This is a genomic window from Desulfitobacterium dichloroeliminans LMG P-21439 (genome assembly GCF_000243135.2).
In the GTDB taxonomy this organism is placed as follows: Bacteria; Bacillota; Desulfitobacteriia; order Desulfitobacteriales; family Desulfitobacteriaceae; genus Desulfitobacterium; species Desulfitobacterium dichloroeliminans.
Genome location: NC_019903.1, coordinates 636,013 through 660,433 on the forward strand (window position 1 = coordinate 636,013; position 24,421 = coordinate 660,433).

Genomic DNA, 24,421 nt, shown 5'->3' on the forward strand with positions numbered 1-24,421 from the left:
CTAGCTCTCCAGTAGATGTCGATAGGCAGCCAAAGTCAATTCTCCGACCCTAGCCCAAGAATAATGCTTGTGAATATGTTCTGTTAAAGGCTTTGGCGAGATCGTCAAGGCCTTTTCTAAAGCAGGGATCAGACTATCTTCCTCAAAGGGATTCACATAAACAGCCATATCTTGAAAATACTCTCTGGACCATCCTTGATTAGTGGTAAGGACTCTAGCTCCACAAGCCCCAGCTTCCAAGCTGGATAAGCCCGTGGTTTCATACCAACTCGGCATAGCATGAACTTTAGCTGCCGCGTAGGCAGAGGCAAGAAGTCTCCCTTGGAGTGTACCCAGATAGATTACATGGGGATAAGCTTGCACTTCCTCAAAGTACTGGGGTTCATCGATAGGACCGGCTAAGACGAGGGTGAGCCCCAGTTCCTGGCAGCACTGGGCAAGCCATTTTTGATTCTTACGAGAGGAGATACGACCTACCGACAGTACAAACTCCTCGGGAAGTCCGGGGCATTGCTCCCGAAAGCAGGTTTCGTCGATGCCGAGATATTCGGTGGGGAATCCATTGGGGATAACCTGGTAGGATGTAGTGACTTGAAAATCCTTTTGGATATGCTCCATTTCTGAGTGCCCACTCGGAAGAAGAAGGTCGCATTCCCGCAGTAACTGTCCCCGCCAGGGTTGATAGGACTCCCATTGCTCGAAAGCCGGTGAACGTGCATTATCATTTTTAAGGTAAGATTCCATATTCCAATAGCTGGGAGAAACCACAAGGGGCTTATTTTGCTTTTTGGCGTTCTCAAAGAACATAGATACATCCACCACCGGGGTGACATTGAAAATATGAACCAAGTCATATTCTTCAAGTTGGACCTTGGGGTTAAGATTTAAAAATACTTGAACCCCAAGGTTTTTAAGAGCTTGAGCGGTGGCTAAGAGCTGTATGGTATCTCCTGCTGGGTGTTTGCGATAATCCTGACGTACTTGAAAAAGAACCTTCACTTTAATATCCCCTTTGCAATACTTTCAGCAAGGTTTCCGTTGCGAGATTATAGCGCTGAGCAAGCTGATCGAGGGTCATATCCAGTAAGTAATAGATGCCGCACCCGGAGACTGGAATGCCTAGTCTACGGAAGAGAGGCTTGAGCTGGGGATATTGCTTTAGAACATCCCCATATTTCATCAGACTGTTTATGTTAACCATCGTTGCCAGAATCCTTTCTTACTTGCAACTTCTTTTTGAGTTTGCATATCGCATATTTTTGTCTCAAGTTCTTGGAGGACATTCAAGGTCAGTTCATTTTGGCTTCTCAATAGTTTTAGGATATTCAGCATCTCAGGAAGGGAATTGATCTTTTCGTCCCAGTTCTCCAAATTGCTGGGTAACGTTGAAGTAGTTTCTTCAAGCTTGCTAAAGATAGACTTTAAATTATCGCTATCTGTTACGGTATTTACAGAGATGCGTTGGCCTGTCTCCAAAACATCTTGATTTTCGTGATGGGTTTTGAGTGGAGCTTCCAGCTGCCACTGTGATTTGGAGGGATCTACAGTCGGTTCTGTTGAGAGCCAACTAGGAGGAACCGTATTAGGAAAAGCTGGGGATATGGGTAATCCTAAGAGGTCAGCATACAAGGGGCCTTGTTCATCTTCCTGATGCAACCAATGGGTATAGTTGGTTACTCCTTCGGACTTTTGAGCAATTTGCAAAGGAGAGAAGCTCCCGGTAAGGGCCCTTACAGGTTTCCAGCCCGAGCCTTGGGTTTGCAGGAGAATGGCTTGGTTACTATGCGCTAAGAGGCTGAGCACACCCCGAGACTGAAGAATACCCATGCCCTGCCATGGCCCCTCAAGATTGGCAGCTGGTGTAGCCTCAATGCGCCAGGAATTTCTAAACCCGTTCATCTTATCAAGAACCCCATGACCGATTTCGAAGGAATCACTTCCCGGTTGTTTGGCTGCCCAAAACAAATGGCCCTGATCCTGAGTTGTAAGGATAGCGGCTATATCGACCACTTCGCGAGGAATTGATAATACTTCCTGGCGCTTCGACCAGATATAGAAGCTTCCGTTGAAGACGCTGGTGAGTAATATCGATCGACTTCCGGAGAAGGTCATCATGAGGGCATGAAGATTGGAGTTTGAATCCACCAACACTTGGTACAGGGGATAGCGGGGATGGACCACTTCCCCCAGTTGGGCAGACTTCCAGGTTTGGCCATTCCAAAAAAGATGGGTGATGCGCCAAACATCAGGCAGGCTATTATGGGAACTCGCATAAAAGAGATGAATCACTTTGCCCATAGGGAAAAGGAGAAGCTGGTCGTAACGCTGGCTACGGATATCTAGTTTTCCTAAAGTCATCGTCTGCTGATCCCCTGTGGTCAGGATGATCGAATAACAGAGCTCTCCAGATTCTTTTATGTAGGCTAGATGGACTTGATTGGCATCATCCATGATTCCTTGGGCGAGGAGAACGGATTCCTTTAGTTCAAACAATAACTGCGGGCTGGTTGAAGATCTTAGGGTCATACCATCCTTGTTCCGAACCAAGGAAAAGAAAGAAGTTTCATTAAGTAAAAAACTGGATTGAGGTATAATCGTAAAAGAAGGCAACGTGCTCCACCTCCTAAAGTGATTGACTAGGGCTGTCAAAAGACAGCCCTAGTATTTTGGTCTACTTAGAGATTTTTAGCTGAGATTTACATACGTGGCCCGACCAGGAACTGGACTGGGCAATTGTGGTGGGAAGAAATCGGTGGGGAATGGAGTGAGATTTGGATTCAAGAAGTCGATACAAGGCTCTTCGGTTGGGAATTCTTCGCAGAATGGAGGCTCTGGGCAATAGCCAAAGGCATCTATAGCCAGTTGCACAAATCCTGTCAGCTTAGTGATGACAAAAGAACCAACGGTGACAATAAGATCATCTCCAGAAATTAAGGCTGGAACCAGAAGTTCGCTTCGTGTTTCAACTCTTAAGTTGAAATCGAATTCAGGACGAGTAGGCGGATAATAGATGACGATGTCCTTGAAAATATCCGGTAGACAACCTGGAACGGAGATGAGCTGCCCTGCGCCATTTCTTACTGTGGCTGTGAAGCAAATACGGACGGTAAATTGAGCGCGAGCGAAATTGGGGCGACTGGGAATAGGAGTGATTACAATACTGTCGGGGAGTATGACCCCATTTTGGAAAAGGATGTCGACGAAGGTGAAGGGACCGCCGATATTAGGCAAGTCGATGGGGAAGTTTGGAAAACACTCTCTTTGTTGGCAACTGAAGAAGACTTTTTCAACGATTATGCATACTCTCTCTTGAGTTGGGTCGTATGGATAGAGGTCGGCCATGAGTTGTTTCCCTCCTTTTTTGTATTTTCGGGGTATTCTATTCAAGTATCGTCTCAAGTGTTACAGGATTACTTAGGCGAGAGTCTACGTTAGAATTTTATTGTAAATTTCTGCAGCTCGCTTTGGTGAAATGATACCTGCCCCCCTTGATTCATTGAATGCCAGAAAGCTTTAGGCATGAATAACCCGAACGTCCCCTAAGGATCATTCAATAAAAAAGACAGCGACTAACTTTTAATAAGTTATAGTCGTTGTCTTTTTTGTGTTTTAGAAATAGTATAAACTGTGCAAATGATGGTTTACAGCTGAGCAAAGATTTGCACGTAGTAGTTACCTGAGCTGCTGCTGACGACACCGACACCGACGTGTGTGTAGGCTGGATTCAAGATGTTTTTGCGGTGACCGTCACTGCTCATGAAGGCAGCCATAGCAAAGTCTACAGACCTATTGCGGGCGATATTCTCACCGGCGGCTCGGTATTGAATGCCAGCGGCTCTTAACATATCAAAAGGAGAACCATAGGTTGGCGAGGTGTGACTAAAGTAACCATTAGTTTTCATATCATTAGCTTTTAACTGAGCGACTTCCGCTAAGCGAAGATCTATTTTCACAGGAGCAAGACCTGCAGATGCTCTTTCTTTATTGATCTCATTAATCATAGCCTGTTCTTGGGTGCTTACTGTAGTAGTTCCGCTAGTAGGAGGGGTTGCCGGTTGAGTAGGAGTACTAGGCTGAGTCGGTGCAGGCTGGGTTGGAGCGGGCTGAGTCGGGGCAGGTTGAGAGGGTGCAGGTTGCGTTGGTGCGGGTGTTGGGGTTGAAGGAGAAGTGAATCTAAAATTCTTTAAGGAAATAATGCTACCATACCCTTTGGATGTATTCACGGGATTCGTGTTAACGGGTGCGGAACCCGTTTGAGTAGAACCGCCGTTATTTATAGGAGTTGTTGGTGTGCTTGGGGTGATTGGGATCGTATTATTAACCCAGGGGATATTATATGAGCCGAGGGAGATAATCGAACCACTAGAACCGCTGGAAGAATAAGAATTGCTCACCTTAATTGCCGCCTGAACAGGCGCAGCAGCAACTGCCAATAATACGACTAAGGATACGCCAATCGTCAATTTTTTGGTTTTTTTCATTAGAAGACCTCCAAACATTTTTTGTGATCCTTTTCCGTTAATAACTTAGAACTAAGTCGTCTAGTCGAAAATCTTTTGCCGTGCTTGTCCGTTTTAGGACAAGTCGAGTATAACATTCTAAACTACAGAAACCTACTAGAACATCTTACCAACTTTCTTTGGACATTGGAGTTGTCGGGTGATTTCCCAAAGCAAATCAAAAAAGGTATAATATTATTATCCTACATAATCCAAAGGATTAACGTGAACCTTAGTTAGAGACAATTACTCCATAGGTCTTAATTTTAATACGGTTAATCACGACGATTTCATTGGGTCTCAACTCTAGATTTCGTTCAAAGGAAAGAGGATAAAGAAATCATTTCGGAGAGGTTGTGAGCTCGTGGGCTCCAAAGTCGTCATGAAATATTGTCCAGAATATACTTCTGGAGTCGAAGAATTTTTAAGAGCTGGATTACAAGAATTAGGAGGGGTGGAAGCTTTTGTTAAGCCTGGTCAGAGAGTCTTTCTAAAAGTAAATTTATTGATGAAGAAACGCCCTGATGAAGCTGTCACTACACATCCCACCGTAGTAGAGGCTGTAGTCCGCCTCGTGCAGGAAGCGGGAGGAATCCCGATTATCGGGGATAGCCCAGGTGGACCCTATACAGTAGGAGCGTTGCAAGGAATTTATACTCGATCAGGTCTCAAGGACGTAGCTGAACGCACCGGTGCAGAACTCAATTTTGACGTCGGGCAGGAAGTGGTATCGCATCCCGCCGGACAATTAATCAAAAGCTTAACGGTGACCAAAAGCGTCTATGATGCTGATGTGGTTATTTCTTTATCTAAATTAAAAACTCACGCAATGATGACCTTTACCGGTGCAGTAAAGAACCTTTTTGGGGTTATACCCGGGCTGCTGAAAGCAGAATATCATTTTAAGATGCCAGAGGTGAAGCAATTTGCTGAACTTCTCGTGGATATTGCTACCTGGGTTAAACCAGCTTTAAGTATTATGGATGGAATCGTAGGGATGGAGGGAGATGGTCCCTCTGCCGGACAACCTCGGGCTGTGGGCGCTTTGCTCATCAGTGAGAATCCCTTCGCTTTAGATGTAGTAGCTACCCACCTGATCGGACTAAAGCCTGAGCACGTACCAACTGTCGTGGCTGCACGGCAGAGGGGCTTTGTCAGTCGGTTAGAGGAAGTAAGTCTTGTAGGAGATCCATTATCCTTATGGCGTGTTGAGAACTTCAGGGTCCCCAAATCCATGTCTGTAAACTTTATCGATCGAGTGCCCCTTCCTCAGAGTGCGAAAAGATTTATCCTCAACCAAGTTCGGCCTCAGCCGGTATTTAACTACGACCAGTGTGTGGGCTGTGCGGATTGCATTAATAACTGTCCTCCTAAGGCGTTAGCCTTTAATGACAAAAAAAGACCCGAGATTGATCTCGAGGCCTGTATACGTTGTTTTTGCTGTCAAGAGCTTTGTCCCCGACAGGCAGTAGGAATTCGTAAGCCGAGGCTGGGTAGAAGGTTATTTAAGTAGTAAGATTAAGCAATTATAATTATTCATCCACCCTTTGCTCTTTGCGTGTCCAGCGGTCGCTGTCCCGCACGCGATATTTTTCCATCATGCGAGCGAAGGCGTCCTCTAAGTCAATATTTAGAGAATTGGCCATGGATATAATGATAAAAAGGATGTCGGCCATCTCTAAGGCCAAGTCGCCTTCTGGTTCGTTGGGTTTTTTGGGCTTTTCTCCAAAACGATGGTTGACTTCTCGAGCCAATTCCCCCACTTCTTCTGTGAGACGGAGCATCATGGAAGAGGGTTGCCAATAGCCCTCTTCAAATTGAGAAATCCAGTCATCCACTTGTTTTTGCCAATCTTTAATCTCCATGATGAAAAACCTCCTGATGTTTTGATAAGCAATTTGAAATATTAATAAAATGTTAATAAGTAAATGCCTTTTATTTACACCTATTAAAGTGTAAAATAATTTCTTAGGACACGCAAGGGATTTAGGCCCTTTACGAAGAATTGAATGGGGAAGCTAGAAAAGCAGAGGAGGTAGACCGTGAGCCAGTTTCTTTCACAACTTCAATCATCATTTGATTGGCGGACCATTCTAGATATTGCGGTCGTTACTATTGTCCTTTATCAGCTTTTGATGCTGATTAAGGGAACTCGTGCTGTTCAGCTTCTTAAAGGCATCCTTGTCCTACTTATTATTTCAAATTTTGCACAGTTTCTTAAATTGTCGACCATGGGTTGGCTGCTGGACCAAGTCTGGGCTATGTTGTTTATAGCCTTGCCCGTGGTCTTTCAACCGGAGTTGCGTCGGGCTTTGGAGCAAATCGGAAGAGGTAAGTTTTTCATCCGCCATCCACAGACGATTGGCAATGAGGCCATGATTCAAGTCGTTGATGAATTGGTTCGATGCACTCAAGTTCTTTCTAAGAACCGCATTGGTGCCCTTATCGTCATAGAGCGTACGACGGGTCTGCAAAATTATGTGGAGACCGGAATCAAAATCGATGGGGTGGTTTCTTCGGAATTCTTGCTGAACGTATTTATTCCCAATACACCTCTCCATGATGGCGCAGTCATTATCCGTAGTGATCGTGTGGCAGCTGCAGGATGCTTTTTGCCCCTTTCCGAGAATAATTCTATCCAAAAAGAACTTGGAACCCGTCACAGGGCTGCTATCGGCCTCACTGAGGTGTCGGATTCGGTGGTCCTTGTCGTCTCCGAAGAGACAGGAGGCATATCGGTATCTATCGATGGAGTTCTTACTCGTTTTCTTGATGAGAAAAGCCTTAAGGAATTATTGTCTAGGGAGTTACAAGTGGATACCACGGCCAAAAGTTATGTGCCCTTTTGGAGGTCTTAAGTAATGAAAGAGTTTTTACAACGGAACTTAGGATATAAGTCAATTTCATTGGTCTTAGCCATTCTTTTTTGGCTTTGGGTGACCAGCCAAGGAACGAGTCAAACTTTGGATCGCGACCCAACCCTGACCCTCTCCCTGGTCACTAAGAATACTCCGGCTAACTCCGTGATTATGACCAAGCTACCCTCGGTACGGGTCAAGACGGAAGGATACAACCCCAGTATCAATGTCAATGAGATCTTTGCTTATGTGGATCTTAGCGGCAGCGAGCCTGGTGAGCATGAGTTTGAAGTGAAGGTTGATCCCATACCAAATATTAAAATTGTCGAGATTACTCCAAGGGTGGTCAGTTTGCAATTAGATACTGTGGAGGAGAAAATGCTCCAGGTGACCGTCGATCTTACCGGTCAACCTGCCCCGGGAAGTAGAGTAGAAGACCCCATAGTTAAACCGAGTATGGTTAATGTTAGAGGACCGAGTAGCTTGCTCAATGCTGTAGACAAAGTTCTCGTTGAGCTTAGTGTGGCTGGTGCTAGCGATACTTTACAAGTTTCGCGACCTCTGCTTTTCCGTGATGAAAATGGGTCGGCCATCTTCGGTCCGGACCCTAGTGCAGAAACCATCACCTCCAGCCCAACCAGTGTAGATATTATTGTACCCATAGTGGCAAAAGAACTGGAAAGCAAAAGAGTTCCCTTGAATGCGCCAACCACAGGGACACCGGCAGAAGGAAAAGCAGTACGCTCGGTTCGGGTGGTTCCTAATGGGGTTCAAGTCTATGGGGAAGCCGAGGCACTGGACAACTTTGATCTTTTAAACATAGGTCCGGTGAACATCAATGGAATTTCGAGAACGACGACTTATGAGATTTCCTCTGATAAAGTAAGCTTGCCTGACGGTTTGAGCTATGTTTCCAGAACTAGCTTTTCCGTTATCGTAGAAATTGGCAATGCGATCCAGGATAAAACCCTTTATAATCTTCCCATCACCATGAAAAACCTCTCGCAGGATTTGGTCCTTGAACAGCCCCTTCCTGCGGTTAGCATTACAATAAGAGCCTATCCGGAAGTCCTCGACCCCTTGACCCATGAGCAAATAGCCCTTTGGCTTGATGCGACCGGGAAGGTTGCAGGGGAGTATACGGTCAAGCCTTATTGGCAGCTACCTGCGGGGGTGGAAGTAGTTTCTGTGCCGGATATAACCTATACCCTAAAAGCCAAGGCGGCTCCGGAAAATCCTGGGGATCCGGATGATCCGGATGGATCAGATAAACCGGGTGACCCGAATAAACCAGATAATCCGGATACTAAGCCTTCGGTGGAATAAGCCATAACTCTCGATTTAGAGTTTACCAAATACCCTAAGAAAAGTGGAGGAATATCCCTTGAATCTCATATGGACGAATTTGCGAGTGCCGGTAGACGAGGATGAGCGTGAGCTTCCTCTGTTGATGGCCCGTAAGCTAAAAGTTCCTCAAATGAGCATTGACAATCTACAGATTTTACGTCGCTCAGTAGATGCTCGGAAGAAACCTCAGCTATTTTTCTCATATACCCTCCGATTTTCCTTGGATATTCCGTATAATGAAATGAATCGTGTTCTGCGGCGGATGCCTGAGCTCAAGCCTGAGCCTCAGGGTAGGCCGGTGCAGCTGTTTAAACCTGAAAAGAAATTGAGCCATCGCCCTATTATTGTGGGCGCTGGCCCTGCTGGATATTTTGCTGCTCTGGCTTTAGGGAAAAGAGGCTATGCTCCCATAGTCTTGGAGCGCGGGGATGATGTAGAGACCCGAACTCAGAAAGTTGAGGCTTTCTGGAAAACCGGCAAGCTAGATTGTGAAAGCAATGTTCAATTTGGTGAAGGAGGAGCGGGAACTTTCTCTGACGGCAAATTAACTACTCGCATTGCAGATCCCCGAATTACGGAAGTATTAGAGACCTTCGTGGAACAAGGAGCACCTCCGGAAATCCTTTTCTTAGCGAAGGCGCATATAGGAACAGATAGATTAAGAATCGTTACCCAGGGCTTAAGGAAAAAGATCGAAGCCTTGGGAGGGGAAGTGCGTTTTCGCACTCAGCTTACAGGTCTGCAACATCAGAATGGTAGAATCACCGGCGTCCAGGTTAATCACTCGGAAGTGATTCCGGCAGAGGCAGTAATTTTGGCAATCGGACACAGTGCTCGGGAAACCTATCGGTTTTTACAGGAGCAAGGTGTTCATTTTGAGTCGAAGTCCTTTGCCATCGGTCTTCGAGTAGAACATCCCCAAGAGCTCATCAACTTTTCTCAATTTGGAGTAGAACACCATCACAAGCTAGGTCCGGCCGATTATCAGCTCACCTATCAAGACGCATTGACCGGTCGAGGTGCCTATGCTTTTTGCATGTGCCCCGGTGGCAAAGTGGTAGCGGCTGCATCGGAAGAAGGTCGGGTCGTGACCAACGGCATGAGCGAATACAGGCGGGACTCTGGTGTGGCCAATAGTGCTCTGGTGGTGACAGTAGGTAGAAAGGACTTTTGGGGAGATGATCCCTTGGCGGGAGTGGAGTTTCAGCAGTATTGGGAGCACCAGGCTTTCCTAGCAGGGGGTAAGGATTATAATGCTCCGGCACAAAGTGTCCGGGATTTTTTAGCGAGACGTGTTAGCGGAGAATTTCCTTTGCAATCAAGCTATGCTCCGGGAACTAAGGCCGTTGATTTGCACACGGTATTGCCTCAGGAAGTAGGGGATGTTTTGGATCGCGCCCTCCTTGCATTTGATCATAAAATTCACGGTTTTGCAGGAGATATGGGGACCTTGACTGGAATTGAAACGCGTACCAGTGCCCCTGTGCGCATGACTCGGGATAAGACCGGGGAAGCCTTAAATTTCTTAGGCCTATTTCCAGCGGGAGAAGGGGCAGGATACGCCGGGGGGATAATGAGCGCTGCAGTGGATGGTATCCGCAGTGCGGAGCAAGTAATGGCGCAATATTATCCTGCTGAGTAGGTTAAGAAGTATTACGCAACATGGTTTATGTTCACTATTATGTTTTGTGTTGATTATTTACTTAGTTGAGTGAATAACAAAAGAAATAACGTATTTAACTATAGAATCAGATTAAGTAGGGTTTTATAGTCTATTCATTCGGAATAGAATGTTAACGATAGCTGAGGATATAGTATGCTCTGAAGATAGAAAGCAATATGGAAGGAGAAGATGTCTTGGGTAAACTATTTGGAACTGATGGGGTACGCGGTATCGCCAATCAAGAGCTCACGCCGAATTTGGCGTTTCGTCTAGGTCAAGCAGGCGCGTATGTCTTGAGTAAAGAACATCCCCATCCTCGCATTGTCATTGGCAAGGATACCCGGATTTCCGGAGATATGTTAGAAGCGGCCCTCATGGCAGGAATTTGTTCTGTGGGAGCCGATGTTTTACGGGTCAGCGTTTTACCTACACCTGGAATAGCCTACTTAACGCGCACTTTGGACGCTAGTGCTGGGGTCGTCATCTCAGCATCTCATAATCCGGTTCAAGATAATGGTATTAAATTCTTCTCATCCACAGGCTACAAACTCCCCGACACCTTGGAAGAAGAAATAGAAGAGCTTGTATTGAACAATCAAAGACCCTGGAGCATTCCTACTGGTGGGGAAGTAGGAAGAGTCATTGAAATTACTGACGCCGAGCGTCAATATATAGATTTTCTTAAAGGCACGGTAGGCTCTCTCGAAGGGCTCAAGGTAGTATATGATGGATCGAATGGTGCTGCCTATCGGGTGGGCCCGCAAGTGCTTCAGGAATTAGGGGCAGAGGTTATCCCACTCGCCGTTTCTCCTGATGGGGTCAATATTAATGCGGGTTGCGGGTCGACGCATCCTGAGGTTCTTCAACGAGCCGTCATTGAGCATCAGGCAGATATTGGACTAGCCAATGATGGTGATGCAGACCGACTGATTGCCGTAGACGAAAAGGGTGAGATTATTGATGGCGATTTTATCATGGTCATCTGTGCCCTTGCTCTAAAGGCCAAAGGGGGGCTTGCCAAGGATTCCATCGTGGTCACTGTCATGAGCAATCTGGGCCTGTATATTGCATTAAAGGATGCGGGTATTAAGATTCATGAGACCCAAGTAGGAGACCGTTATGTCATGGAAGAGCTACTGAATACGGGAGCAAAGCTCGGTGGGGAACAATCCGGTCATATTATTTTCTTGGATTACAATACCACCGGTGATGGTCTACTTACAGCATTGCAACTTATGGCTGTCCTCAAGGAACAAGGTAAACCTATATCTAAGCTGGCGGCTCAAATGCAACGTCTGCCTCAAGTACTCATTAATGTTAAAGTCAAGGATAAAAAGAAATCCATGGAGAACCCCTATGTTTTACAAAAGGTTGAGGAAGTTAAGCGCTTCCTTGGGGACCGTGGTCGAGTGCTCGTCCGACCCTCAGGCACCGAATCATTAGTTCGGGTGATGGTCGAAGGGCAGGATCATGATCAACTGACAAGGCTTGCACAATCCGTCGTTGAGATTATTAAGCGCGAAGAACGATAAGAGTTGAGTAAGGTTGTATTTAAAGGCAAGGGTGTTCTTCTGAAGCGAAGTTTTTGGTCAAAATCTTGCAAAGCAAATATTAACTGTAGCTATTTTTTAAAAAACACGTATAATGTTCATGTACCTCTAACTTTATCTTTGTTGCAAGAACAATAGGTAAAGCTAAGGAGCTCAATAGGCTTGAGAGCGTACATGAACACCTTTAAGGGGAGGGATGCCATGTTCATAGCGAAGCGCGAGGTTCCAATATCTGCGAGCTTCGAGCTTAAGTCTAATCTTACTGAGCGTTAGCGAAGTATTGAATCCAGTGTGGTTTGAAAATCTGGCAAGTTAATACAGCGCCTGGACCGTGAGCGAACATCAAGTATTGAGCATGGTTGACGAGGAAGAGGGTTATCGAAAGATTCGGCGGATGCCCTCTCGGTGTCTTGGCACCGCAGGCTTATTACAAAACCGCGAAGTGATTTGCGGAACAAAGAGTAAGCATCAAGGAACGGGAGCAGTCTACCCTTTTGGGTTTTCCCTGTTCATATCGCCAGAATAGTTCAAACCGCTTAGAAAAGCGGTTTTTTATTTTATCAGCAGTTTAACTAAAAAATTCACTTTAATGTTTTTCGTGCGTAAGTATGCATGAGAATCATGATTTGAGAGGAGAACAGAATAAATATGTGTGGTATCGTTGGATATATCGGTCATCGTCCGGCTATTCCCGTCCTGTTAGATGGCTTAAAAAAGTTGGAGTATCGCGGGTATGATTCTGCCGGCGTGGCCGTGCTTGAGCAGGGAGGCATTACCACCTGCAAGGCAGTGGGCAAACTAGTCGCTTTAGAAGATAAATTAGGTGCAGATTTTTCTCAGACCTGTATGGGCATTGGGCATACGCGTTGGGCAACCCATGGCCGCCCCTCCGATCTGAATGCTCACCCTCATATGGATACAGAAGCCAAATTTGCCGTCGTCCATAATGGGATCATAGAGAACTATCTAGAGTTGAAGGAATGGTTGATCGAGCAAGGTCATCACTTCATTTCGGAGACGGATACCGAAGTATTGCCGCACTTGGTAGAATATTTCTATCAGGGAGACCTCGTCGCAACCGTTCGTGAAGTACTTAATCATTTAAAAGGGTCCTTCGCCATCTTGGTCATGAGTCGTCAAAATCCAGATATTCTCGTGGCTGCCCGCAAAGACAGTCCGATGGTCGTAGGGTTGGGAGAGAATGAGTTCTTTGTCGCCAGTGATATTCCTGCTATCCTTAACTATACCCGTAATACCTATATCATCGAAGATGGTGAGATGGTTGTTCTTACTAAAGACGGAGTCAAGGTTATGGATTTTAAGGGTCAAGAAAAAGAAAAGCAGCTTTATGAAGTGAAGTGGGATGCTGTAGCAGCTGAAAAAGGTGGCTATGACCATTTCATGCTTAAAGAAATCCACGAACAACCACGGGCGCTGCGTGATACTTTAATCAGTCGCTTAGAAGATGATAAAGTTGTCCTTCAAGAAGTTGATCTTACTGCAGAACAGCTGCAAAACTTCCGGAAAGTCTTTATCGTGGCATGTGGCACTGCCTGGCATGCTGGCTTAGTGGGCAAGACCTTGATTGAGCGCTGGGTTCGCCTCCCAGTGGAAGTGGATATAGCTTCAGAATTTCGTTATCGCGCACCATTAGTGGATGAGCATACCTTAGTTGTCGTTGTCAGCCAATCTGGGGAAACCGCTGACACCCTAGCGGCTCTGCGGGAAGCCAAAAGAAACGGTGCCCGTGTGGTCGCCGTCACTAACGTAGTCGGTAGCTCCGTAGCCCGGGAAGCTCATGATGTCATCTACACTTGGGCCGGACCGGAAATCGCCGTAGCCTCGACTAAAGCCTATACTACTCAGCTAGAAGGCATGGTCCTTTTGGGACTTTACCTTGCCCAGATTAGAGGCACCCTAGCACCTGAAAAAATTAAAGAGGTCATCGCTGCCTTAAAGAGGATTCCTGCTCAAGCACAGGAAGTTATTGATGAGGCTGAGCATATTAGAGACTTTGCTGAATCCTTTGTGGATGTAGAAGACACCTTCTTCATCGGCCGCAGCTTAGATTGGAATGTGGCTATGGAAGGCGCCCTGAAGCTCAAGGAAATCTCTTATATTCACGCAGAGGCCTATGCAGCAGGAGAGCTAAAACACGGTACCTTGGCCTTGATCACCGAAAAGACACCTGTAATTGCCCTAGCTACCCAGATGGATGTCTATGAAAAAACTCTTTCCAATATCATCGAGGTCAGAGCCCGGGATGCTCGCGTTATCGGAGTTACCTTCAAGGGTAATAAGGATTTAGTTAAGTCTGTGGATCATGTGATCTATATACCTGAGACCATTGCTGAGCTTGCTCCGATTCTTACAGTGATTCCACTGCAACTGTTGTCTTACTATGTGTCAGTGGCCAGAGGTTGTGACGTGGATAAGCCACGGAATTTGGCTAAGAGTGTGACGGTGGAGTAGGGGAAGAGATTGAGATGCTTAATGTTGTCTTCGAGTAATATAGTTATGGACTAAATAATAAAGAAATGGACTTGATAATAAAGTTAGGGACTAAAAGACTTGCTTTAAGAGAGTAGGGAATAACGGGGCGTTATGAAAAGAAGCAGTATTTATCAGCTCTTTTCATAACGTTCTTTTTGTAGGACTCTGAAGGATATTTATCCTAATGTGATGAAAAACATATATCTATAAGCATAAAGGAGTTTAATTGGTATGGGAAACTTTCTAGGCAAGGTTAAAGATTACACAGCCTCGCTAGGTGAAACTCCTAATGACGATAAAAAATCCCAGTGTATACTATAAAGATTAGTTCGATTTGATGAGCTTATAAAGCTTTTATTTTTGGAGGTGTTATTTTGTTACCGGTATATCTTAATAAAGTATCAGATGAATTCATTAAAAGAATTAATCAAAATATTAGTGACATGTTTGATATGTTTATTGTTACAGCGGATGGGGCTGATTGTTATAAAGAAATGTTACCTATCGTATTTCCCAAGCATTACTGTAAAAACATAGTAAAATGTAAGGGGGTTTTATATGAGCTTAGGGACATGGTTTTGGATAATTACAAACGAAACTATTTAAAACCATTATACGAGTATATATTATTCCAAATGATTAATTGGTGGTTTGACGTTACTGAGGAAAATTTTCGCGATGGTTATATTACTTTTATAACCAATTTTGATGGTTATGAGTTTAAAAACGAACAAGAACAGTATTGGATAAATGATGATATTCATTTTTACATTGAGAACATGTTCCAAGATCTCGATTTCTTAGATTTACATATGTTTATTGACGTTTATAGATTAAATCCAGATTTTGCCGAAAACGCCTTTGGCATTAATTTTAGTGATTATACAGATTTATTGCCTGATGATATTATAAAAGAATTCGATAAAAGAATGGCCGATATATCCAATGATGAGAAGTTTTTTGAAAAGCTTCTTAAAGCTATAATTTTTGCATGTCTTCAACTACAAGGCAATAGAAAATTTAAAGATGCAATTGAGAATGAAAGAAATTCTTTTATTTCCTCTATACTTGAATATTACGGTTCGAGAGAGCCGATGTTCCGGATGTCGCTGAGCCATCTCTCCGGAAAAACTGAGCCGTCCTTCCGGGTTGAGAGCCACGTTTGGATTGCAAATTCGTGTTAATCAAATATTTCTCCAGTGAACAGATTAGCAAAGCTCGCTTCTCTTAAAGATCAAGACAAGGTGAGCTTTGCTAAATAATGGCATTTTGATATTCTTTTGTTAAGTACGCAGTATAAGAATAACTGGAAGTCAAAGTTTTAAAGATACGTTCATAATTTGGGTCTTTAGCGAATGTAATTCTGCAAGTAATTCCTATCGCGCTAAGTAATTGTGAGTGGTAAAATAAATTGATCGGTTTTCGGACATCAAAACTGATCGGAATTTGGCCACAAATTGATCGGTATCATCTTGAAAAAATACAACTACACCCTCATGCTAAATAAGACAAAGAATCAAGCATGAGAGGAAGAAAAGATGAAGGAGATTAAGGTGTACAGTCAAATTCAACAATTGAAAGCCCAAGGATTTAAGAAAGAACCCGTAGCTAAGTTGCTACACATGAGCAAGAACACAGTACGTAAGTACTGGGACATGACCCCTGATGAATACGTCGCCCGTGCAGAAGTTATTAGGAAATCTCATACCTTAGCCCAATATGAACCGGTAATACTTAAATGGCTTTACGAGTATCCATCGATTAGTTCGGCTCAGATCCATGACTGGTTGTTGGAGCATTACAAAATTAAGACAGCCGAACGAACTACGCGAAGACTTGTAGAGTTACTTCGTGAAACCCACAAGATCAAGAAGGCATCGATTCCCCGATCGTACGAGGCCGTTGATGAACTTCCCATGGGGCACCAGATGCAAGTAGACTTTGGGCAAAAGCACATCAGAACTCCAGATGGACAGTACGTCAAAGTGCACTTTGTGGGATTTGTCCTGTCTCATTCTCGTTACAAGTGGGGGTGCTTTAAGGATAAGCCATTTACCAGTGGGGAACTTGTTCAAAGCCTCTACGGATGCTTTGAATACATGGGGGGTAAACCCCGTGAGTTAGTATTTGACCAAGACAGTATCGTTTCCGCGAATGAAAATTATGGGGATATTATGTTCACCTATGAGTTTGAGCAGTTCAAGCAAGCCGAGAAAATTGATGTGTATCTCTGTCGAAAGGCCGACCCTGAGAGTAAAGGCAAGGTCGAATCGGTTGTAAAGTTCATCAAGATTAATTTTCTTCAGAATCGGTTCTACATGGGCTTAGATCTTTTAAATCAAAGTTTTGAAGCCTGGCTTGAACGCACAGGGAATGCGAAAGTTCATGGAACAACAAAAAAAGTACCGGCTAAAGTGTTTCTGCTCGAACAAGAACACTTAAAACCAGTACTTCCCACGAAAATATCTATGTGTGAGGAAAGTATAACTCGAAGTGTTCGAAAAGACAATACCGTTCTTTACCTAAGCAATCGATACTCAGTCCCTCAAGGGACATTTGGTAAGAAGGAAGATGTTGTCTTAAGGATTGACGGTGAAAAGCTTGTCGTCGAGCAAGTTTATGGCGACTATATCATCGCAGAGCATACTATTTCAACGGAGAAAGGGAAACTCATAAAACTCCCAGCTCACAGAAAGGATTATGAGCAAAGTGCACATCGCCATCTAGATAATCTTTGCGAAGTTCTTGGTCATGAATACCATGACTACTTCGAAACCATGAGAACCTTGAAGCCACGGTATTTTAAAGACCAGAGCCAGCTCGTCATGGAGCTTGTACGCCAGCATGAAGTTAATTTGGTAAGAGAGTCGATCGACTATTGTCGGTCTCTGGAAATCTACAGTGCGACAGATCTTCGAGATACGGTAATCTATCTTAAAGGCAAAAAATGTGAGGATAATCTTCCTGAAGTTGCCCCTGTCATTAAGACCCTGACCAATCCAAAGGCTGCAGCTGTAATCACTCAAAAGCGGTCGATTAAGCAGTATGAACGGGTTGGTGGGTTATCATGAGGACAAAAACCATGGAATCTATTGAATCAATGCTGACAGCACTCCATCTTGAAAAAGTAGAATTCGAGAATCTTTTCCAAGGAGAACACAGTCCGCTGGAAAGCCTAAGCCTTTTCCTGTCCGAGCAGATTCGTCTTAAAGATCAAAAGGCTACTGAGAGCAGAATCAAGCGATCAGGTATGCCACAACTTAAGACCCTAGAAGAATTCGACTTTGGCTTTCAACAAAGTATAACCAAGGAACAAATGCTCAGGTTATCCGACTTTACATGGGTTGAACAGGCTTATAACATTATGTTTTTGGGACCACCAAGCGTTGGGAAGTCGCATTTGGCCAGTGCCCTCGGTTATCTAGCGCTTCAGAAAGGGTATACCGTATCATTTTTATGCTTGGATGAATTGATCAAAATCCTTAAAACGGCCGAAATTACGGCGTCATCAAGGAGAAAGCTTAAATATCTCTATAAGGCGGATCTCATCATAATAGATGAAGTCGGGTTCTTGCCTGTGAGCAAAACGGAATCTAATCTATTCTTTACATTCATTGCAGCCATGCATGAAAAGACTTCGCTCATTATTACATCCAATAAAGGTTTTAGCGAATGGAGTGGTTTCTTGGGAGATGAGGTCATTACAACGGCTATCCTAGATCGACTGGTATACAAGTGTGAGATTTTCAACATGACTGGAGAAGGTTACCGGCTCAAAAACCGAAAGACGATATTATAATCTCACAAGAGTTATCCACAATGTGATGCTAAATATTCTAGTACTGTTATTAAGATCAATGCGGTCAAAAAAACCGATCAATTTGTGGCCAAAAAGAGATCATTTTACTTGACCGCTTACAGTAATTTAAAAATCGCCTGAGGTCGTCCTCTTGTGTTGCGTTTTCCATCTCTTTTGCGGTTACATAAAGTCCAAAATTTGTTGTTAAAAAATCAATACTAGATCCCTTAACCCATACACCATCTTCTTTTAAAAATCCATCTATATCTAACACTATATGAACAACGCTATACGTGCGAGTTGCATCCTGTGCAAAAAACCACAGATTAAACTGTGAGATGCTAATAGCAATGTTTAGATTAGTCGAGTAACTTTATTTGATGTATTTGAGATGTGATTGTCCACTAATCAACGACCAATCTTAATTCATCCATCACTTATTTGTTCACATTCGTCATTGTTTGGAGATCAAGCTGATAATTGATCTGTAATTCCATATTCCCCCATTTCCTTAACCACTCTTCGTCCTTGATCGGTTGCGAGAAGGGGGTAAGCGAGTGTGTCCCCACTTGCAAAGGATCAACTTTCCACTGTTGCATATTCTGTAGTAACGCAGTTGTTTGTATTTCTAAATAGGATTTGATCTCTTGATTAAGGTCCTCTAATTCGTCACTATCGCTTATATTTTTATCCCCCCGGTACTCCTCGATTCTGCCGACCAAATTCACCTTAATTGAAATTGACGAGTAGTCTGGAGCTAATTTTATAATAACCTTTGAACGAATCTGACCTAAAGAGACGGCTAAGGACGGAATCGGTAAAATTTTGAGGTAATAATCGTTATTAAGGAGTTGGTGAATTTGATCATTCATGTCGCTGATGGTTGCAACTAATTTGTCATCCTTGAAAAAGGCAGTTCCATCGTAGATGAAATTTTCTTTGTTAACTTTAAAAACAGGCAGTATGGGATCTGAAAATGGAGAGTACAACCGTTTCAAGAATTGATGCAAATTAATTACAGTGATATCCCCTTGATTTTTTGTTTCATAATGTTTAAGCATACGATAAAGAAAATAATCTAGGTTCTCTTGTTTATCTACTTGATTTCTGATGTAATCCTCAAAATTTCCTTTGATGACCACGAGATAGAGCCGTTGGGAGATATCGGGATCTGTGAGAAGGGTGTCGATAAGGGGAAGAATCCCTTTCTTGGCAAGCTCTTCGCTGATAAACAACATTCGGAGTTGTCCTGATTTCAATTCGCGATAATAAACTAAATTAAAGTCCTTTCTTCCCTGTTTTAATAGATTAACTTGGAGGGTGAGCATACTTTTCTTCTCATTGATCAATGGCGGCACCAATGTGCTTATTTTCAATTTACCTGATTCACCTTCTTGGATAGACCAGAAAATAACAGGAGCGATTTCTTCGACCGTATTGTTCTCCACAAAAAAAGAAGAACATCCGCTCAACAAGACGATATTCATTATTATCATCAATAAAACTACTGGTTTTATATGCGTCATACTTTGAAACGCCCCTTCAGTTTTGTGGCTACCAGAAGGAAGGCCGGAACTAAAAGGTAGGTGAATGCCCCTACTCCAATCTGAAGGTTCAGCCAAATGTTCTGTTCTTCGGCGGATTTCCAGAACCACTGATTGACTATGAGGATACTTACAAGAATTATTATAAAACTTGCCGCAAAACCCATTCGTGTGGTCTGTCGCACCCCTTTTCCCAAGAGGATTCGGGTAGCCCCATAAAATAATAAAATGAAAATTGAGTTAACAAATACAAGGACAAACAGATGGACCGAGATCAAAACTATATCAATTCGTTCATAGGCAGGAAATTGCAGGTACCGAACCATATCGAGTACAGGATACTTCGTTTTGTCTAAGTAATTGGAACTAAAAAATAATAACGATGATATAAATAAAACCATATATTCAAAGACTGAGATCGTATTGGCGATCGTCAAGTATTTTAGCATCTTTTGCTTTGGCCTTAGCCAAGGAGTCAAACATACCAAAAATTCAACTCCTGACAGTGATGACCAAACCAATAACAACCCTTTCCAAGAAATTGCCGACCATTCCGGCGGCATCAAAGGATATAAATCATGCATAGAAGCAATCGGCGGAAAGAAAAATGAATAATATATGATCACCATCCAAATTGTACTTAGAAATGCGATCACAACAAAACGTATGGTATTCTCCATCCCTTGAGAGGCTAGGTAAAAGCAGACTATAAAGATGGAAAGAATTAACCAATTGGAAGTCATCGAGGGAAATATATATTGGTGCGCGATTTCCACAAATCCCAGTGTCATTACAGTTATTCTGAGCAAGATTAGAAACAAACCAAGAAAAGCAAATACTCTAACCGTCCTTTCACCTAATAGCTGCACGAATCCTTGATAACCCTGCACTGAAAAATCAGATGAAAACCACTTGGATAACAGCATCAAATTAACTTGCGATAAGATTCCTACGGCCATAATCCCCATAATCATATAAGGATGAACTAAATGCCTCGGCATGATTATAAAATAGTAAAGCATTTGCATTCGATTGACCATCAACATGAAATAAACGCCGCTAAAGGGAGACGATTTTTCAAATAACGAAGGTGAGGGCAAGTGATCATCTCCTTCGGCTGGATCGCCATTTCTGTCGGGGATATAAAGAAACAGGACGCGTCTTGATCCACTGCAGGGGTGCTCGAATAAAAAGATCCTTCCAATCGCTCATATGTAAAGGAGCGATTGGGGCAAAGTAAGGCTGCTTCAGTGATGTAAGCCCATTTAAATGAACGAGAACTATAATGAACCCAAGTGCCATACCAAATATTCCAAGAATTGACGAAAGTAGCATAAAAGCAAATAAAAGTAGCCTGTTAGCTTTGACCATCAGATAATTGGGAACTAAAAACGAAGCAATTGTGGAAATACCTACTGTGACAATTAACACTTTACTTGCGAATCCGGCTTCAACAGAAGCCTGCCCAATGACAATCCCGCCAATTACTCCTAAAGTTTGTCCAGTCTTCGTAGGCATTCGAAGACTGGCTTCAATTATGATTTCGATTATGATTAACATTAGAAATGCTTCCCAAAATGGGGTAAAAGGCAATTTGCTTCTGGATTCTAATAAAACGAATAGCACTTGAAGGGGAAACATCTGATAATGATGTGTGTTTAAAGCGACATAGAGAGGGATCATGGTCAACGAAAGAAAAAAGCTTACAAAGCGAACGCCACGCAAAAAACTTCCAATCAGCCATCGATGGATATAATCGTCGGGAGAGATAAAGAGATCAAAAAATGTGATAGGGGCAATTAATGCAAATGGAGTATTGCCAACCAAAATCGTGAGTTTTCCGGCGCCCAAAGCATAAACACATGAGTCCGGACGGTCTGTCTGTTGGAATTGGGGGAAGATACTATGAACGTGATCCTCCATAAACGCGGCAACTTGAGATGAATCTAAAAACAAATCATAATCAATCGTAAGAATTTTACTTTTCGCAATGGTAATTAATTCAGGATTAGTCAATCCCTCAATGTACATAAGTACAATCGGTGTTTTAGTTAGAGAACCGACTGTGAACTTTTCCGTTTTGAGTGTCGTCAGTGGTAGCCGCCTTCGAATCAGTGTAACATTTTGTTCTATTTGTTCACTAAAGCTATCTTTTGGACCGAATAAAATGGTTTCCGTTTCAGAGGATTCAATGGAACGGCTTAATGGATTTTCTAGTTTAATGGCCAACCATTGGTCCTCACTACGATCACGAAGAAGTATCGCCCCCTCCATCAGTTGCCTCTGAGCCTCATCTAAGTCATTGACTTTCGATGCTTTACAAACGTTTATACATTCGTGAATAGGGGCTGGAGAATGATGGATCAACGGTTCAATAATTTCATCATTCAAACGTTCTTGATTAATCAACGTTCTTATATACAGAAGTGTAACCTTATGGTCTGGATTAATTTGACGTTCAATGATTTCTGCATCATCCATGTTCACCACAATGTTTTTCAGAGTATCTAGTGTTAAAGTTGTATTTTCAACTTCCTTGTTAGGGTCATTTTGTTTCCGGTCGCTTCCACTCTTCCTCTTTTTCCAAAACATAAGCGGTCAACACCTTAGATTAATAATTTAGCGATAAAGGTAAAATATAGAATTTTATTATTCGCATTTATTATGATTAGTTCCGCTTCATTTTATACTGGACAAGAAATTCAAAAAAGGCCCTGAAAGATACAATAGCCTAATTAAATGATACCTGCATAAATTTATTTGGAGGAGATCGCTGAGGAATAGAAAAGAATTTCGGTGATTGCGTCTTTACCCCGACAGGGATGTTCGCTAAACTCCCATTTAGTGAACTTCCAGTTATTCTACATTCGCGGAATAACATCAGGTGGCTCCCTATCCAGAATGGTGGCTCTGAAATTCCAGAAATGTGGCTCTCACAGCCCGGAATCGAGGCTCATTTTGACCCGGAGTATTCATATTTGGTGTAAGTTCAAATTCCCAAACGTGGGTCTGTTGACAAACAGGGTAAATAATAGCTATTAAGGACAATTAGCAAAGTTAACTGAGAGATTTTTCTGCAGCCCCAACATCATCAGCCCAACACGCGGATATGCGACAGCCGGCCTTAGCGGTGCTGCCCCATACTTTACCAGTCTTTTTAGGTTCAGGGCCATCGCCGAAAAGAGGCATTGTTCCTGGACTTTCTCAATGCCTCGCTTCCGAGTGAACCTTAGATTGTGACATCGTTTTTGAAGAGCAAAATTCCCTTCGCATATTATCTGCCGCTTGCGCATGATGTAGCGGTATAAGGCTGTTCCCACTAATGCGTGATGGCGTTCCTGATCCTCTTGATAGAAGTCCCGTCTGACTTCTTTATAATTAGCCTTACCGGCAATACATTGGCTTTTCAACGGGCAGTTTTTACAATCTTCTGATCGTGTGACATAATTTTTGCCCACTCTGTATCGTACTTTTCTTACACCTATGTAACGCAGCGTACAGCCGTTAGGGCAGATGTAGCAGTCATTCAGAGCATCATAGTGGAAATCCTCAATGGCAAATAATCCTCTTTCTTTACGCCAATGGGCTGTATGACCGGGGTTAATAGGGATATAAGCTCTTACTCCGAGCTGATGTAAACCATGATGAACAGCCACTGTATCATAACCACTATCCAATCCGGCATAACGGAAGGGAAGCCGTAATTCTTTCTTTTGGTAAGCTATCCGTTCGACACAATAAGGTGCGTCGGTCACATCCCCTGGCGTGACATGGACATCGGTTACGATGCCATAGCGGATATCTGAGCTTTGATGGCAAAGGTAGTGAAAGCCAGCCGGCTTGGGATGTCTGTGCATCCACCCTGCTTCAGGATCGGCGAGGGACTTCTTTTTTACCGTCGAAGTGATGTCGGCCGCCTCTGATTTTTGCTGGATATGACCACCATGCTCGTCGTTAAGCTTAAGCCAGTAGTCACTGGGACCTTCCATAAGGATAACTTTCTCCGCATGACCGTTAGCAGCATTGGCTTTGAGATGGGTTGAATCCATGACAACACATTCTCCTCCGATGAGTCCCGCTTCAGCGCAACGCTCAACCACGGTGGTGAATATCTCCCGAAATACTTCTGTATCCTTAAATCGGCGTCTGCGATTTTGGGAGAAAACGGAGTGATCCGGAACCTTATCTTCTAAGTCAAGGCCTAGAAACCAGCGATAGGCGTTATTCACAATAATCTCTTGTTCCAACCTCCGTTCAGAGTCTATTCCGTAGAGGTAGCCGATCAAGAGCATCTTTACCAGAACAATCGGATCAATCGATGGTCTTCCTTTATCGCTGTATAACGGTCTCATGATGTCATAGATAAAACTGAAGTTTATCGCTGCGTCCAACCTGCGCAGAAAGTGCCCTTTAGGAACAAGGTTCTCCATAAAGACGCAAAGCATCCGGTTTTGTTTCTGTTTTTCCTCTTTCATCATTGGCTCCACCCCCTACTCTATTATACCACGTTTGAGGGTGATATCTCTCGATTTCTGGAGATTTCCGGTGATAAATTTAAATATTAGCCGATTTCTGATATTGGCTCAGCTAAATGGTATGTCCTAAAAACACTTGGTTTTGAACAAACTTGCCACGGCTTGATATTGGCTGATAAGCTTCTGTGCTTTT

21 protein-coding genes are annotated in these 24,421 nt (G+C 43.4%); 10 read left to right on the forward strand and 11 right to left on the reverse strand.

Going from position 1 to position 24,421, the window contains the following annotated elements:
• The 5 genes from DESDI_RS02940 to DESDI_RS02960 form a co-directional block, all read right to left on the reverse strand.
• Entirely contained in the window at window positions 1-999 is a 999-nt protein-coding gene (locus tag DESDI_RS02940; RefSeq protein WP_015261144.1) for a glycosyltransferase family 4 protein, read from the reverse strand.
• Between the two features lies 1 nt (window position 1,000).
• A complete protein-coding gene (locus tag DESDI_RS02945) occupies window positions 1,001-1,201 on the reverse strand; it encodes a DUF1858 domain-containing protein (RefSeq protein ID WP_015261145.1) in 201 nt (66 codons plus the stop codon).
• Window positions 1,189-2,610 carry a hypothetical protein gene (locus tag DESDI_RS02950; RefSeq protein ID WP_015261146.1) on the reverse strand — a complete coding sequence of 474 codons (1,422 nt, stop codon included), beginning with the start codon at window positions 2,608-2,610 and terminating at the stop codon, window positions 1,189-1,191. The genes DESDI_RS02945 and DESDI_RS02950 overlap by 13 nt, the downstream gene beginning before the upstream one ends.
• Window positions 2,611-2,685: 75 nt before the next feature.
• Window positions 2,686-3,342, reverse strand: a complete 657-nt coding sequence (locus tag DESDI_RS02955; protein ID WP_015261147.1) for a hypothetical protein — start codon at window positions 3,340-3,342, stop codon at window positions 2,686-2,688.
• Between the two features lie 299 nt (window positions 3,343-3,641).
• Window positions 3,642-4,481 carry a CAP domain-containing protein gene (locus DESDI_RS02960; RefSeq protein ID WP_015261148.1) on the reverse strand — a complete coding sequence of 280 codons (840 nt, stop codon included), beginning with the start codon at window positions 4,479-4,481 and terminating at the stop codon, window positions 3,642-3,644.
• A gap of 382 nt (window positions 4,482-4,863) precedes the next feature.
• Between DESDI_RS02960 and DESDI_RS02965 the strand changes: the two genes are divergently transcribed.
• Window positions 4,864-6,012, forward strand: a complete 1,149-nt coding sequence (locus DESDI_RS02965; RefSeq protein ID WP_015261149.1) for a DUF362 domain-containing protein — start codon at window positions 4,864-4,866, stop codon at window positions 6,010-6,012.
• Window positions 6,013-6,031: 19 nt separating this feature from the next.
• On the opposite strand, the gene DESDI_RS02970 is transcribed toward DESDI_RS02965, so the two are convergent.
• Window positions 6,032-6,364, reverse strand: coding sequence for a nucleotide pyrophosphohydrolase (locus DESDI_RS02970; RefSeq protein ID WP_015261150.1), 333 nt, complete (start codon window positions 6,362-6,364; stop codon window positions 6,032-6,034).
• A gap of 177 nt (window positions 6,365-6,541) precedes the next feature.
• On the opposite strand from DESDI_RS02970, the gene cdaA reads away from it, so the two are divergent.
• From cdaA to istB, 9 genes are all read left to right on the forward strand, one after another.
• Window positions 6,542-7,357, forward strand: a complete 816-nt coding sequence (gene cdaA / locus DESDI_RS02975) for a diadenylate cyclase CdaA (protein WP_015261151.1) — start codon at window positions 6,542-6,544, stop codon at window positions 7,355-7,357.
• A 3-nt stretch (window positions 7,358-7,360) separates the two neighbouring features.
• Window positions 7,361-8,683: a CdaR family protein gene (locus DESDI_RS02980; RefSeq protein ID WP_015261152.1), complete on the forward strand. Its 1,323-nt coding sequence runs from the start codon at window positions 7,361-7,363 to the stop codon at window positions 8,681-8,683.
• 58 nt (window positions 8,684-8,741) lie between these two features.
• Window positions 8,742-10,346, forward strand: coding sequence for an NAD(P)/FAD-dependent oxidoreductase (locus DESDI_RS02985; RefSeq protein WP_015261153.1), 1,605 nt, complete (start codon window positions 8,742-8,744; stop codon window positions 10,344-10,346).
• 215 nt (window positions 10,347-10,561) lie between these two features.
• The gene (gene glmM, locus DESDI_RS02990; protein ID WP_015261154.1) at window positions 10,562-11,899 is read left to right on the forward strand and encodes a phosphoglucosamine mutase; all 1,338 of its coding nucleotides are present in this window, start codon (window positions 10,562-10,564) and stop codon (window positions 11,897-11,899) included.
• A gap of 349 nt (window positions 11,900-12,248) precedes the next feature.
• A complete protein-coding gene (locus DESDI_RS17790) occupies window positions 12,249-12,443 on the forward strand; it encodes a hypothetical protein (protein ID WP_156801099.1) in 195 nt (64 codons plus the stop codon).
• Window positions 12,444-12,565: 122 nt separating this feature from the next.
• On the forward strand, window positions 12,566-14,389 hold the full coding sequence (gene glmS, locus DESDI_RS02995) for a glutamine--fructose-6-phosphate transaminase (isomerizing) (protein ID WP_015261155.1): 1,824 nt from the start codon (window positions 12,566-12,568) through the stop codon (window positions 14,387-14,389).
• Window positions 14,390-14,784: 395 nt separating this feature from the next.
• Entirely contained in the window at window positions 14,785-15,594 is an 810-nt protein-coding gene (locus tag DESDI_RS03000) for a hypothetical protein (RefSeq protein WP_015261157.1), read from the forward strand.
• Between the two features lie 354 nt (window positions 15,595-15,948).
• Window positions 15,949-17,481 (forward strand): IS21 family transposase, encoded by a 1,533-nt coding sequence (gene istA, locus DESDI_RS03005; RefSeq protein ID WP_015261158.1) that lies wholly within the window; start codon window positions 15,949-15,951, stop codon window positions 17,479-17,481.
• Between the two features lie 11 nt (window positions 17,482-17,492).
• Window positions 17,493-18,209 carry an IS21-like element helper ATPase IstB gene (gene istB / locus DESDI_RS03010; RefSeq protein WP_015261159.1) on the forward strand — a complete coding sequence of 239 codons (717 nt, stop codon included), beginning with the start codon at window positions 17,493-17,495 and terminating at the stop codon, window positions 18,207-18,209.
• A gap of 64 nt (window positions 18,210-18,273) precedes the next feature.
• On the opposite strand, the gene DESDI_RS18010 is transcribed toward istB, so the two are convergent.
• The 5 genes from DESDI_RS18010 to DESDI_RS03030 all read right to left on the reverse strand — a co-directional run bounded on the left by DESDI_RS18010 (window position 18,274) and on the right by DESDI_RS03030 (window position 24,231).
• Complete coding sequence (locus DESDI_RS18010; RefSeq protein ID WP_172635878.1) at window positions 18,274-18,483, reverse strand: hypothetical protein; 210 nt, start codon at window positions 18,481-18,483, stop codon at window positions 18,274-18,276.
• Between the two features lie 163 nt (window positions 18,484-18,646).
• Complete coding sequence (locus DESDI_RS03015) at window positions 18,647-19,735, reverse strand: Ger(x)C family spore germination protein (RefSeq protein ID WP_015261160.1); 1,089 nt, start codon at window positions 19,733-19,735, stop codon at window positions 18,647-18,649.
• Window positions 19,732-20,799, reverse strand: a complete 1,068-nt coding sequence (locus DESDI_RS03020; RefSeq protein ID WP_345787209.1) for a GerAB/ArcD/ProY family transporter — start codon at window positions 20,797-20,799, stop codon at window positions 19,732-19,734. The genes DESDI_RS03015 and DESDI_RS03020 overlap by 4 nt, the downstream gene beginning before the upstream one ends.
• A 58-nt stretch (window positions 20,800-20,857) precedes the next feature.
• A complete protein-coding gene (locus DESDI_RS03025) occupies window positions 20,858-22,345 on the reverse strand; it encodes a spore germination protein (protein WP_015261162.1) in 1,488 nt (495 codons plus the stop codon).
• Between the two features lie 446 nt (window positions 22,346-22,791).
• Window positions 22,792-24,231: a transposase gene (locus DESDI_RS03030; RefSeq protein WP_015261163.1), complete on the reverse strand. Its 1,440-nt coding sequence runs from the start codon at window positions 24,229-24,231 to the stop codon at window positions 22,792-22,794.
• Between the last annotated feature and the right edge of the window lie 190 nt (window positions 24,232-24,421).

Coding starts and splice junctions, on each gene's coding strand:
- DESDI_RS02945 (WP_015261145.1), bottom strand. CDS start 1,201: ATGGTTAACATAAACAGTCTGATGAAATATGGGGATGTTCTAAAGCAA.
- DESDI_RS02955 (WP_015261147.1), bottom strand. CDS start 3,342: ATGGCCGACCTCTATCCATACGACCCAACTCAAGAGAGAGTATGCATA.
- DESDI_RS02960 (WP_015261148.1), bottom strand. CDS start 4,481: ATGAAAAAAACCAAAAAATTGACGATTGGCGTATCCTTAGTCGTATTA.
- DESDI_RS02970 (WP_015261150.1), bottom strand. CDS start 6,364: ATGGAGATTAAAGATTGGCAAAAACAAGTGGATGACTGGATTTCTCAA.
- DESDI_RS02980 (WP_015261152.1), top strand. CDS start 7,361: ATGAAAGAGTTTTTACAACGGAACTTAGGATATAAGTCAATTTCATTG.
- glmS (WP_015261155.1), top strand. CDS start 12,566: ATGTGTGGTATCGTTGGATATATCGGTCATCGTCCGGCTATTCCCGTC.
- istA (WP_015261158.1), top strand. CDS start 15,949: ATGAAGGAGATTAAGGTGTACAGTCAAATTCAACAATTGAAAGCCCAA.
- istB (WP_015261159.1), top strand. CDS start 17,493: ATGGAATCTATTGAATCAATGCTGACAGCACTCCATCTTGAAAAAGTA.
- DESDI_RS03015 (WP_015261160.1), bottom strand. CDS start 19,735: ATGACGCATATAAAACCAGTAGTTTTATTGATGATAATAATGAATATC.
- DESDI_RS03020 (WP_345787209.1), bottom strand. CDS start 20,799: ATGTTGATGGTCAATCGAATGCAAATGCTTTACTATTTTATAATCATG.
- DESDI_RS03025 (WP_015261162.1), bottom strand. CDS start 22,345: ATGTTTTGGAAAAAGAGGAAGAGTGGAAGCGACCGGAAACAAAATGAC.
- DESDI_RS03030 (WP_015261163.1), bottom strand. CDS start 24,231: ATGATGAAAGAGGAAAAACAGAAACAAAACCGGATGCTTTGCGTCTTT.